Genomic DNA, 11344 nt, shown 5'->3' with positions numbered 1-11344 from the left:
TCATTGGTGCGATAGTCGTTCTACCGTGAGAAGGTCCTTCGCTCCGCTCAGGATGACACACGAGCGTTAATTCAACAGAAAGCCCCGACGCAGTTCTTGCATCGGGGCTTTCTGTTACGTGTAGCGGGTAGGTTATTTCGCTACTACCGGCTCTTCCATCATGCGTGCGAGGCGACGGTAGAGGAAAAACAGAATGATAGACGCGGCGGCCGACAGGGCCACGAAAATCATGAAGAACTGGTAGAGGTTGGTGATTTCGATACCCAGGAACGTAGGCCACTGATAGGGCACTTCCAGGCTTTGCAGCTTTTCAACAACGGTGGCGCTGGCTTGCTGTGCGCCATTGAGGATGGCGGGAAGGTCGATGCCTTCTTGGGCAGCTTTGGCAAACTCGCCGGGGCCGGGAGGATACAAGCCGCTGAGCACGCCAGCCAGCTTGTTGCCGGCAGCAGTGGCTAGGAACCACACAGCCATCAGCAACGAAGCAAAGCGGGCAGGCGCCAGCTTGTTCACCAACGCCAACCCGATGGGCGACAGGCACAACTCGCCGAATGTATGCAGCATGTACATGGTAATCAGCCAGAACATGCTCACTTTGGTGCTAGCTTCTACCCCTTTCACCCCGAAGGCAATGATGAGGTAGCCCACAGCCAGCAGCATTAGACCGATGGACATTTTGAGGGGCGAAGACGGTTCGATACCGCGCTTGCCCATGAACGTCCAAATCACTGCAAAAATAGGCGCAAAGATGATGATAAACAGTGCGTTAGCTGACTGAAAGTAAGAAGCTGGCACAACGTAGGAACCCAGGTTCCGGTCCGTTTGCTCGTCGGCAAAGAACGTGAGGGAAGCCCCGGCTTGCTCGAAGGCGCCCCAAAAGAATATCACGAAGAAGCTCAGGATCAGGATAACGTAGATTTTCTCCTTTTCCCTACCCGTCAGCGACGAGTCGGACAGGATGAGCAAGGGCATCACAATCATTGACGCAAACACCAGCGCTCCAATCCAGTCGTAATTCATGAGCCAGGCAATGACGCCATAGACTACTGCGAATATCCCTATAAACGCGAGGATGCGCCCAGAGCTAAGGCCGGTTTTGGCCGGTTGTGCAACAGTAGTAGCCCGCACTGGCCCGTCGGTCTGCACTGGCACTACTGGTGAGTGCTCTACGGTGCGCTCAGGCTTGGCGCCCAACGGAGCACCTTCGGCCGTCACAACGTATTTGTTTTTGAATAGCTCAAACGTCAGCGAGCCGATGAGCATGCCAATACCAGCGGCCAAAAAGCCCCACTTAAAGTCCTCGGGATTACCCGTATTACCCAGCGTACCGCACACCAGCGGCGAGAAAAACGCGCCCAGGTTGATACCCATGTAGAAAATGGTGTAGGCCGAGTCGATGCGCTTGTCGCCCACGGGATAGAGCGAGCCTACCATGGATGATATGTTGGGCTTAAAAAATCCGTTACCGAAGATCAGCAGGCCCAGACCCAGGTAAAAAAGCGGCATTGCCACACTGGTTGATTGGTAGCTGCTGGCGCTGAAAAACAGGCTAAACTGCCCAATAGCCATCATTAAGCCGCCAATCAGGATGGAGCGGCGGTTGCCCCAATAGCGGTCGGCCATATAGCCGCCTAGCAGAGGCGTCAGGTACACGAGGCTGGTGTAGTTGCCATAAATCAGCGAGGAAAATTCCTTGTTGAAAACCAGCGCCTGGGTCATGTACAGAATGAGCAGGGCGCGCATGCCGTAGTAGCTGAAACGCTCCCACATCTCCGTCATAAACAGGATGTAGAGGCCCTTCGGGTGACTGGCCTGCGAGGGTTGTCCCTGCGCAGCAGTAGCAGTTTGCATGAAGAGAAAGTAAAGTGGACAGAAAACAGAACGCCCGCGGCCGGAGCCAAACGGGGGTTGGTAAAGCTACAAAACTTTCCCTACTGCGCCGCAGAGGCAACCCGTACGGCTTTCCGCCGACTTTGCCACGTTGCTTTCGCCAACGAGGTAGCGTTTTAAGCACTAGCTTTGTAACTGCATCACGTTTTCTTTTCTTTTTCTTATGCGCAAACGCATTCTGCCGCTGCTTTTTCTACTGCTTGTTCCGTTTAGCTTCTGCCTCGCTTGGGGCGTGGAAGGCCATCGGGCTGTAGGCCGCCTAGCCGAGCACCACCTCTCCCGCAAAGCCCAACGTGAGATAAAGGCCCTCCTCGGCACCGAGACGGTAACGCTGGTGAGCACCTGGCCCGACGAAATTCTCTACCCCCCTACCCCCGAGTATAAAGGCACTGGTCCCTGGCACTACGTGAACACACCTAGCGGCCTCAACCACGATCAGTACATCGAGAACCTGAAAAGCCAAACGATTCCAAACGCCTACAAAGCGCTTCAGGATAACCTTGCCATTCTGAAGGATAAGCACAAGCCCAAAGCGGAGCGCGCCGTGGCGCTGAAATTCGTCATTCACTTAGTGGGCGACGTGCACCAGCCCTTGCATGCGGGCCGGCTAGAGGACAGGGGCGGCAACAGCATCAAGCTTACCTACCGCGGCAAGGAGACCAATCTGCACAGCCTTTGGGACAGCGGCCTGCTTGATTATCAGGGCCTGAGCTACTCTGAGATGGGCCAGCAGTACGACCACGTGCCAGCTCGCCTGCGCCGCCAGTGGCAGCATGATGATATGACCCAGTGGCTCTACGAGTCGTACCAACTCTGCGAACAGATTTATGGCGAAGCTGCCCAGAACCCAACCTACGGCTGGGCCTATTTTCCCGAGCATGGCCCGCAGGTAAAACAACGCATTCAGCAGGCCGGCATCCGGTTGGCAGGCGTACTGAACGAGGCATTGAAATAGAAGTTGAGATAGTCAGCTTTCCAGCAGAAAGGCCCCGCCAACGAATTGGCGGGGCCTTCTTATTAGGAACTAAAGCGTCTTTGCACCTAAACTGGCGTCACAGTCGGACCAGATTCTGGCATAGCCGGACTATGCTTGGTAGCACTTGCAGCCGTAGCGTTACGGGCACTTTTCGTACTACGCTGCGGGGTAGACGCCTTGCTATCTTTATTCCGGCCTCTTGCCAGCGCGGCTACTGCCACGCCAGCGCCGGCTACAATGGCAGCCGTAATAGCTGGGTGCAGACGAGCTTGCGTGTAGGTGCTCACCTCGCGAGTATGGCCGGGATAATTTCCGCGTTCTTTCAGTTCCCCTACCCCTTGGTATAGGCCACTTTTGTGGTTCTGGCGAGCAGGCTGGTCGGATTTAGACATTTCCGAGAAGCTCGTTTCCATAAACTTGTCCAGCAGGGTAGGCGTCCATTCTTCCATGCCCTTAAAGAGCTTGCTGGCACCGCCTACTTCCACGTTGCGCGCTGGTGCAACGGCGCATTTGAGAATGGCGCGCGCCACAGTTTCGGGAGCATAGGCAGGCGGGGCGTGCTTGGGCACCTTGTCCATGTAATTTTTGGCGTGCAGCGGGTAGGGCGTGTCGATAGCTGCGGGCTGGATGAGTGTGACCGATACCGGAGCGTCTTCCATTTGCAACTCCATGCGCAGACCATCGGTGAACCCCTTCACGGCGTGCTTGCTGGAACTGTACATGGTTTGCAGGACGGCCGTCACATCCGACAGTACGCTACCCACGTTGATGAGGGCGCCGCCCTGCTGCTTCAGATGCTTCACTGCCTCCAGCGAGCCGTATACGAGTCCCCAGAAGTTAATCTCAAACAGTTGCCGCATATCCTCCACCGACTGCTCTTCCACTTTGCCATACATGGAGACGCCGGCATTATTTATCCAAGTATCGAAACCGCCGAACTGCTCCTTTGCTACCTGTGCAATGCGCTGTGCCTCTTCTTGTTTGCTTACATCGGCTACCAAGTAGGTTGCCTGTGCGTTCTGGCTTTTCAGCTCGTTGGTAAGCTGACGCAGAGCATCTTCGCTGCGGGCTACCAGCACTAATTTGGCGCCTTCCTTGGCAGCCATACGCGCCGTAACGAGGCCAATGCCCGACGAAGCGCCAGTGATAACAATAACTTGTTCTTTCAGTTTTTTCAGGTTGACTTTCATATTCGGTTGCGGGTGTTAGGTAGAGTATGTTGGTTTAGTATGTACGGCAAGTCGGTAGTACAATGTTATGTTGAGGTTCTATTTGCGCAGACAGCTTGCGCCGCAACGCCCGGCATTTCGCCGTAGATTTGCCGTATGCCACATACCTTCTATGCTCCTGACCTCACCCTACCCGCCTACACCCTACCCGAAGACGAAAGCAAACACGCAGTACGCGTACTGCGTCTCGGCGCGGGTGATGCGGTGTCACTGGTGAACGGCCAAGGCAGCATATTTCAGGCAGAGGTGACGGATGCCAACCCCAAACGCTGCCAACTGCGCATCACCAGCGAAACCCAGGTGCCACGCCGGGACTACGCCGTGCACCTGGCTGTGGCCCCCACCAAAAACCTCGACCGTATGGAGTGGCTGGTGGAAAAAGCCACCGAAATTGGTGTCGACCGCATCACGTTTCTGCGCTGTGCCCGCTCCGAGCGGCGCGAGCTGAAGCTTGACCGGCTAGAGAAAATTGCCGTGAGTGCCCTCAAGCAATCCGGGCAAGCGTGGCTGCCACAGCTCGACGAGCTAACGGACTTCGCCCGCGTGCTCCCTACCCTCGCCCCGGCTACTACATTCATTGCCCACCTCGCCGACGATGAGCGCACTGAGCTGGCCCACGTGGCAGGCAGCGCGCCTACCTGCTGCATCCTCATTGGCCCCGAAGGTGACTTTACTCCCGAAGAAATCGTTGCGGCCCGTCAGTTGGGTATCCGACCGGTGGCGCTGGGCCTCACGCGCCTACGCACCGAAACGGCCGCGCTAGCCGCCGTCCATACTGTGCACGTTGCACGTGTGTTAGCAAAGTAAAAGAAGACCTTGCGACTAAGATCCGTTTTCTTGAGAGTCTGAGTAGCGAATTGCAGGTAGCTTCTCTGTATCCTTATAATAAAACACCTCCAAAAACAGCTTCATAAATACGTGCTGAACGGCGCTTATATCGGCGCCGCAGGTGAAGGGTAGAACAAGTAGCAACTTATCTTCCTGCCTGTGATAAGTGAAATGCAAGGCTTTCAGCTGCTTGCGTTGTCTTTTCTTGAGCAGGTAGTCCTCACGCAATTGTTGCACTTGGTAGATGGTCAGCAGAATTGTCCGGCCGGAGACTTGCACTAAGCAGCTCAACGGTGTTTGCTGATGGAGTATCAATTCGAACTGCACTAATTGCCGCGCCAGCAGCTTTACCAGCATAGTGCGCAGAACGGTACTTCGTTGGCTGTCCTGCTCGGTTTTTTGATTCTCCAGTAGCTTCAGCTTATCCTGTTCCGCTGTTATCCACTCTCGGTAGTAAGTGGTATCGAGGTTATTTTCGCTATCGGCCATACCAGCCTCAAGCCGCTTAATAAGCGTAATGCTGCGCTGCTTCTCATCGTAGAGCCGATCAGTAAGGTTATACAGAACGCGAAGCTGTTGATCTACTAAGCTCAACGCTTTACGGATGCGTTGAGCCATGCGTAATTCTTGCTCCGCTAAAGACTCCTTTAATTGCGCATGTAGGTTGTTCCTTTCAGTTTCATAATGATCTATCAGTTTTTCCAATCTACTATCCATAATAGCAAAAAATTTAAAAACCATCAAATATATAAAAACAGCAGGTAATCAAACATTTATACAGATAATATTACTAAAAAAAATAGCTTTTCAACTATAATGGGTTTATACAACCCTATATCATAGGCGGCTGCGTACTGCCATGACGACCCTCAATTGTTTGTAAGGTGCCTCGGTTGGGTGAAGACGCATATTTGCGTCTTATCGCCTGCGCTGCACCCTGTTCAATAACGAGACGCAAATACGCGTCTCTACATCATTCGAGAAACTGCTATAACTGCTCGGAACCTCCCTCCTAGGTAGGTGAGTTCACTATAAACAGCGCCTTTTAATGCATCTTTACTCTATATGACAAAGTATCTGCTCTCGACCCTGCTTGTCTTCTTACTATTTGTAGCCGCCACACCCGTAGCACCCAGCTTCAAAATTGCCAAGCTGCACTACGGAGGCGGGGGCGACTGGTACGCCAACAAAACCAGCCTACCCAACCTGATTCGCTTCTGCAATCAGACGCTCAAAACTAATATCGCGCCTGACGAAGCCACCGTGGAGTTGGACTCGCCGGAACTGCTCACCTACCCTTTCCTCCACATGACGGGTCACGGCAATGTGGCTTTCACGGAGGCGGAGGCCAAAAACCTACGGCGCTACCTGATGGGCGGCGGCTTCCTGCACATCGACGACAATTACGGCCTCGACAAGTTCATCCGCCCTGAGATGAAGAAGGTGTTTCCCGAGCTGGAGTTCGTGGAACTGCCCTTCTCCCACCCCGTCTACCACCAGAAATTCGATTTCCCGAAGGGCCTACCCAAAGTGCATGAGCACGACGGCAAGCGTCCGCAAGGCTTTGGCCTGCTCTACAAAGGGCGCCTGGTATGCTTCTACAGCTTCGAGTGCGACCTGGGCAACGGGTGGGAAGACCTGGGCACCTACCCTGAAGACACGCCCGCCGTGCACGAATCAGCCCTGAAAATGGGCGCTAACTTGGTGACGTATGCACTTACGCAGGAGTAGAAACTATCGAAGAAACAGAAAACACGTCATGCTGAGCTTGTCGAAGCATCTCTACTGATAGTAATTGATTACTTACGGTAGAGATGCTTCGACAAGCTCAGCATGACGTTCTTATTGTATATTTTACACGCTTGGTTTTATCGCTCACCTACTAAAATTTCCGGCGCAGGACTTCACTCAGTACAAAGGCTGCTCGCACATCGGCAGCACTGCGGAGCGTGTCGCGCACCGTACGCCGAGTAGAGTTTGTGGTATTGACTGGTCGGTTGTAGGCATTCGGGATGGTGGTGGTTGCGCGCGGCAAGGTAGCGGCGCGGCGTGCACGCGGCGCAACTTCTCGATTGGCACGAGCCGTGGCTTTTGCTTCCAGAGAAACCGGCTTTACCTCGGTGCGCTCCAGGCTACGGGGCTGGGGAGTGGTTTCGGGGGGTAGTGGCCGGCCTGCGGGCGTGGTCGGCGCTGACGACTGTTGCTGGGGTGAGGGAGTAGGTGCCGGCTGATTCTGCGCCTGCATCTGCTTTAATAGCTCTTTAAACGAAGTATCGGGTAGGCTGGGCACCTTGGGGCGGGGCCGCTCCTGACTTTCGCGGGCCGTAGTTTCAATGGCTTTCTGCACCATGCGCCAGATGAAAACCCCTAGCCCAGCTAGGATAACGAGGAATATTTGCAGCTTTTCCATAGAAACCAGGGTGGGAGGATGCGTGAGCGTGTGTAGTACCGTACGGAATACACACGCTCAGCAGCGAACTTCAAGGTACGTATATCTACGTTGCAAAGCGGCCACGTAGCGACTGTAGGCCAGTTGTGCGGTTAGCGCCGCGTATCACAACAAACCTATAACGCTTGGCAGCTTGCTATTCACCATTTCCTACCTAACGGATACCCTGCGCCGGGAAGCGGCCCTGCTTGGTACGGTAGAAGGCTTTGATTTCCTCTAGGTCCTTTTCATAATCACCGGTAGGCCAGAAGGCAGGGCCTACGCCGGCTTCTTTGTTTTTATAATCGAGGTAGCCGAGCAGGATGGGCACACCGGCACCTACGGCAGCGTGGTAAAAGCCTTTGCGCCACTTGGGTTGGTACTTGCGCGTGCCCTCGGGCGTAATGAGAATCACCAGTTCGTCGCGCTCGTTGAAGAGTTGCACCATGCCATCTACGAGGCTGTTGTTGCGGCTACGATCTACGGCCAGGCCGCCCAGGGAGCGAACCAACGCGCCGAGCACCGGAATGGTAGTCCACTCCTTTTTGATGGTCAGCTTCACGTCCACATCCATCAGGAAGAAGGCGGCGCGGGCAAACATAAAGTCCCAGTTGCTGGTGTGGGGCGCGGCAATCATCATGCTTTTCTTGATGCCGGGCGGCACTTGCGGCCCTAGATGCCAGCCAGTTATCCAAAACCAGAACTTCGAGAACAGATACCAGAACGTAGACGTTTTGCGGGCGGCCATAGAATAAAAAGAGGAAGCAACCCCAAAAAATGGGGCAGCAAGAAAAACAGTCGTCAAAACTAGAAAAAATAACGCGCTACCCCAGCAAGGCCGCTAATTCCTTGGCCTTGTCCATGGTGTGGCGGTAGCCAATGTTGAATAGCGTTTGGGCCTGTCGATACTGCAAGGTCCGATAGGTACGCAGTTCTTCAGGCTCCAGCAGCAGGTCGCAGCGCTGCTTGCTAGCCATGGTATTGGTGCTGATGGCCAGGTGTAGCACCCGCTCAATCAGGCTACGAAACGTGGTGATGCGCGCCGCCCGGTTGCTGGGGTTGCAGTTAATGCCTACCACCGGCATTCCCCTACCCTCCACCGCACTCACAGGCAAGTTGTTAAGCAAGCCCCCATCTACCAGCTGCCTACCCTGGTATTCCACTGGCCGGTACACGATAGGCACCGCCGCCGACGCCAGCAGCGGCGGAATCAGCGGCCCCTCCGAAAACTCCACCGATACGCCTTCCGTCAGGTCGGTTGTTACTAGCGTGAGGGGTATACGCAGGTCGGCGAAGGTGGCATTGGCACCTAAATGGCTGATGAATAGCTGCTCTACGGCCGTTAGATGCAACAAGCCGTAGCGACTTAGCGCCAAGCGTGTGAGCCGGGCGATATTGACGCTGGTGAGCATGCGCAGAATCTCGGCCGGCGCAAAGCCCGCTGCATAAAACGTCCCCGCAATGGCACCCGACGATACGCCGGCCATTCGTCCAATCGGTAGTTCCAGCGTGTCTAGCGCCGCTAGCACGCCCAAATGCGCAATGCCCCGCGCCCCGCCACCCGATAAGGCTAGTGCCAGCATGTGGTGAAATGGTGAGATAGTGAACTAGTTAATTTTGCAGCTTTAACGGTTAGAAATGGGCAAGCGTTAACTTATTCTCACTCATTTCATCGTGCAGTCCCTGCCTACCGGCCTACAACTCATCCAGCCGGAACGTGTCGGCCACGCGCACGCCTTTTTCCGTTAGCTGCACGGTGCAGGCTTCCACCGTAGGGTCATGCTCTAGCAGCAGCACCCAGTTTTCCTCGGCGGCATGGCGCAATACCTGTTCTTTTTCGCTGAGCGTCACTAGGGGGCGCATGTCGTAGCTCATCACGTAGGGCAGCGGAATGTGGGCAACGCTGGGCAATAGATCGGCCATGTAGGCCACGGTGCGGCCCTTATATTCCAGCACGGGCACCATCATTTTCTCGGTATGCCCATCGGCAAAAATGATTTCCCGGAAGGCCGGCAGTGCACCGGGTACGCCTTGGGTAGGGTCCACGAATTGCAGGTGGCCACTTTCCTGGATGGGCAAAATATTTTCCTTAAGAAAGCTGGCCTTTTCGCGGGCGTTGGGCGTCACGGCCCAATCCCAGTGAGCCTCGTTGCTCCAATAGGTAGCATTCGGGCAGGCCAGCACCAGCTTGTCGTCGGGGGTGCGCACTACAGCGCCGCCGCAGTGGTCGAAGTGCAGATGCGTCAGAAAAACGTCGGTGATATCAGCCGCCGTGAAGCCTTTCTCGCGCAGGGAGCTTTCCAGCGTCGCGTCGCCGTGCGGGTGAAAGTGGCTCCGGAATTTGGCGTCCTGCTTGTTGCCCATGCCCGTATCCACCAAAATCAGGCGGTTGCCGTCTTCTACCAATAAGCAACGCATGGCCCAGGTGCAGAGGTTGTTGGCATCTGGTGGGTTCAGCTTTTCCCACATCGTGCGCGGCACCACGCCAAACATGGCGCCGCCGTCGAGTTTGAAAAAGCCGGTATCAATCGTGTGTAAGGTCATGGGTAGGAGGTTGAGTGGGTAGGCGTAAATAACTAAAAAAATGTCATCCTGAGCAGCGCGAAGGACCTTCTCACGCAAGAACGAGTCGTTGTTACGCCTGTCGTTCTTGCGTGAGAAGGTCCTTCGCGCTGCTCAGGATGACACTTTTGTTATACGCTATGTACTTGTATCCTACTCCACTACCACGCCCATCGCCGAGAACTTGTCGATGCGCTGGCTGATTCGCTCCTCGTGCGGAATAGCTTCCAGCTCGTCGAGGGTTTTGAGTAGGGTTTTCTTGAGAGTAGCAATCATCTTATCGGGGGCGATGTGGGCGCCGCCTAGGGGCTCTTTAATGATGCCGTCGATGAGCTTGTTGCCCAGCATGTCGGTGGCCGTGAGCTTGAGAGCCTCGGCAGCCTGCTCCTTGTAGTTCCAGGAGCGCCACAAGATGCTGGAGCACGACTCGGGCGAAATCACTGAATACCAGGTGTTTTCCAGCATCAATACCCGGTCGCCGATGGCGATACCCAAGGCCCCGCCCGAGGCGCCCTCGCCGATGATGACGCAAATAACAGGTACCTTCAGCAGGAACATTTCCTTGAGGTTGCGGGCAATGGCCTCACCTTGACCCCGCTCCTCAGCTTCCAGGCCAGGGAAAGCGCCGGGCGTGTCGATGAGGGTGATAATGGGCTTGTTGAACTTCTCGGCCAGCTTCATCAGGCGCAGCGCCTTACGGTAGCCCTCGGGGTTGGGCATGCCGAAGTTGCGGAACTGGCGCTGCTTGGTATTATGCCCCTTCTGTTGTCCTATAAACATCACGGAGCGACCACCCAACTCAGCAAAACCGCCTACCATGGCCTTGTCGTCGGCCACGGTCCGGTCGCCGTGCAGCTCAATGAATTTGTCGGTCATGCCCTCGATATACTCTAGGGTATAAGGGCGGTCGGGGTGGCGCGAGAGCTGCACGCGCTGCCAGCGGGTGAGGTTGGCGTAGGTTTCCTTTTTGAGGGCCTTTATTTTAGCTTCCAGGGCGGCTACCGCCTCCGATACATCTACCTGGCTGTCGTCGGCCAGTTGTTGCATTTCGCGGAGCTTGCCTTCGAGGGCAGCAATGGGTTGTTCGAAATCGAGGAGCATTGCAGAGGAAAGAATGCGCGGGTTGCGGAAAAAGAATAGAAGACAAAGGTAAGCGAAACCTATGCATCGACCCTAAATCAACTTTGGGAAACATGAAGCAAAAAATAATCTACCTGACAAACAGCGATAAACGCCGGCGAAGGCACTTTTTTTGCGCAAAATGCGCGTTGGGGTTTGACAATGTCCGTCATCCCCCTACCTTTGCATCACTTTAACGGAAAGACAGACGGTTTTTCAGCACACAAAGTACTCTGGTTCGGTAGTTCAGTTGGTTAGAATGCCGCCCTGTCACGGCGGAGGTCGCGGGTTCGAGTCCCGTCCGGACCGCTC

Annotated in this window: 11 protein-coding genes and 1 tRNA gene; 4 read left to right on the top strand and 8 right to left on the bottom strand. The window is 55.1% G+C overall.

The annotated features are described in order from the left end of the window. Positions 1 to 132: 132 nt before the first annotated feature. Entirely contained in the window at positions 133 to 1851 is a 1719-nt protein-coding gene (locus KYK14_RS20035; RefSeq protein WP_185283852.1) for a peptide MFS transporter, read from the bottom strand. A gap of 202 nt (positions 1852 to 2053) precedes the next feature. On the opposite strand from KYK14_RS20035, the gene KYK14_RS20030 reads away from it, so the two are divergent. Continuing rightward, entirely contained in the window at positions 2054 to 2845 is a 792-nt protein-coding gene (locus KYK14_RS20030; protein ID WP_185283853.1) for a S1/P1 nuclease, read from the top strand. Between the two features lie 86 nt (positions 2846 to 2931). Here the strand turns inward: KYK14_RS20030 and KYK14_RS20025 are convergent, their stop codons facing one another. After that, a complete protein-coding gene (locus tag KYK14_RS20025) occupies positions 2932 to 4056 on the bottom strand; it encodes an SDR family oxidoreductase (RefSeq protein ID WP_219161444.1) in 1125 nt (374 codons plus the stop codon). Between the two features lie 135 nt (positions 4057 to 4191). On the opposite strand from KYK14_RS20025, the gene KYK14_RS20020 reads away from it, so the two are divergent. Further along, positions 4192 to 4902: a 16S rRNA (uracil(1498)-N(3))-methyltransferase gene (locus KYK14_RS20020; RefSeq protein WP_219161442.1), complete on the top strand. Its 711-nt coding sequence runs from the start codon at positions 4192 to 4194 to the stop codon at positions 4900 to 4902. A 15-nt stretch (positions 4903 to 4917) separates the two neighbouring features. Here KYK14_RS20020 and KYK14_RS20015 read toward each other — a convergent pair whose 3' ends face one another. Then, positions 4918 to 5667 (bottom strand): hypothetical protein, encoded by a 750-nt coding sequence (locus KYK14_RS20015; protein WP_219161440.1) that lies wholly within the window; start codon positions 5665 to 5667, stop codon positions 4918 to 4920. 321 nt (positions 5668 to 5988) lie between these two features. Here KYK14_RS20015 and KYK14_RS20010 point away from each other — a divergent pair, with 321 nt between their 5' ends. Next, a complete protein-coding gene (locus KYK14_RS20010) occupies positions 5989 to 6654 on the top strand; it encodes a DUF4159 domain-containing protein (protein WP_219161439.1) in 666 nt (221 codons plus the stop codon). A 151-nt stretch (positions 6655 to 6805) separates the two neighbouring features. Here the strand turns inward: KYK14_RS20010 and KYK14_RS20005 are convergent, their stop codons facing one another. From KYK14_RS20005 to KYK14_RS19985, 5 genes are all read right to left on the bottom strand, one after another. Continuing rightward, positions 6806 to 7333, bottom strand: a complete 528-nt coding sequence (locus tag KYK14_RS20005; protein ID WP_219161438.1) for a hypothetical protein — start codon at positions 7331 to 7333, stop codon at positions 6806 to 6808. Between the two features lie 193 nt (positions 7334 to 7526). Then, positions 7527 to 8099, bottom strand: a complete 573-nt coding sequence (locus KYK14_RS20000; protein WP_185283857.1) for a 1-acyl-sn-glycerol-3-phosphate acyltransferase — start codon at positions 8097 to 8099, stop codon at positions 7527 to 7529. Between the two features lie 76 nt (positions 8100 to 8175). Next, positions 8176 to 8934, bottom strand: a complete 759-nt coding sequence (locus KYK14_RS19995) for a patatin-like phospholipase family protein (RefSeq protein ID WP_219161437.1) — start codon at positions 8932 to 8934, stop codon at positions 8176 to 8178. Between the two features lie 112 nt (positions 8935 to 9046). After that, a complete protein-coding gene (locus tag KYK14_RS19990; RefSeq protein WP_219161436.1) occupies positions 9047 to 9895 on the bottom strand; it encodes an MBL fold metallo-hydrolase in 849 nt (282 codons plus the stop codon). 171 nt (positions 9896 to 10066) lie between these two features. Then, positions 10067 to 11014: an acetyl-CoA carboxylase carboxyltransferase subunit alpha gene (locus KYK14_RS19985; RefSeq protein ID WP_187319664.1), complete on the bottom strand. Its 948-nt coding sequence runs from the start codon at positions 11012 to 11014 to the stop codon at positions 10067 to 10069. A gap of 253 nt (positions 11015 to 11267) precedes the next feature. On the opposite strand from KYK14_RS19985, the gene KYK14_RS19980 reads away from it, so the two are divergent. After that, positions 11268 to 11341 (top strand) — tRNA-Asp (locus tag KYK14_RS19980). The last annotated feature ends 3 nt before the right edge of the window (positions 11342 to 11344 follow it).

This window comes from Hymenobacter profundi, assembly GCF_019334315.1.
Taxonomy (GTDB): Bacteria; Bacteroidota; Bacteroidia; order Cytophagales; family Hymenobacteraceae; genus Hymenobacter; species Hymenobacter profundi.
This window is presented reverse-complemented; position numbering and strand designations above follow the sequence as displayed.

Bases quoted from the DNA above. Each gene is read 5' to 3' on its own strand.
- KYK14_RS19985 (WP_187319664.1), bottom strand. From the start codon at position 11,014: ATGCTCCTCGATTTCGAACAACCCATTGCTGCCCTCGAAGGCAAGCTC.
- KYK14_RS20010 (WP_219161439.1), top strand. From the start codon at position 5,989: ATGACAAAGTATCTGCTCTCGACCCTGCTTGTCTTCTTACTATTTGTA.
- KYK14_RS20005 (WP_219161438.1), bottom strand. From the start codon at position 7,333: ATGGAAAAGCTGCAAATATTCCTCGTTATCCTAGCTGGGCTAGGGGTT.
- KYK14_RS19995 (WP_219161437.1), bottom strand. From the start codon at position 8,934: ATGCTGGCACTAGCCTTATCGGGTGGCGGGGCGCGGGGCATTGCGCAT.
- KYK14_RS20035 (WP_185283852.1), bottom strand. From the start codon at position 1,851: ATGCAAACTGCTACTGCTGCGCAGGGACAACCCTCGCAGGCCAGTCAC.
- KYK14_RS19990 (WP_219161436.1), bottom strand. From the start codon at position 9,895: ATGACCTTACACACGATTGATACCGGCTTTTTCAAACTCGACGGCGGC.
- KYK14_RS20020 (WP_219161442.1), top strand. From the start codon at position 4,192: ATGCCACATACCTTCTATGCTCCTGACCTCACCCTACCCGCCTACACC.
- KYK14_RS20030 (WP_185283853.1), top strand. From the start codon at position 2,054: ATGCGCAAACGCATTCTGCCGCTGCTTTTTCTACTGCTTGTTCCGTTT.
- KYK14_RS20000 (WP_185283857.1), bottom strand. From the start codon at position 8,099: ATGGCCGCCCGCAAAACGTCTACGTTCTGGTATCTGTTCTCGAAGTTC.
- KYK14_RS20025 (WP_219161444.1), bottom strand. From the start codon at position 4,056: ATGAAAGTCAACCTGAAAAAACTGAAAGAACAAGTTATTGTTATCACT.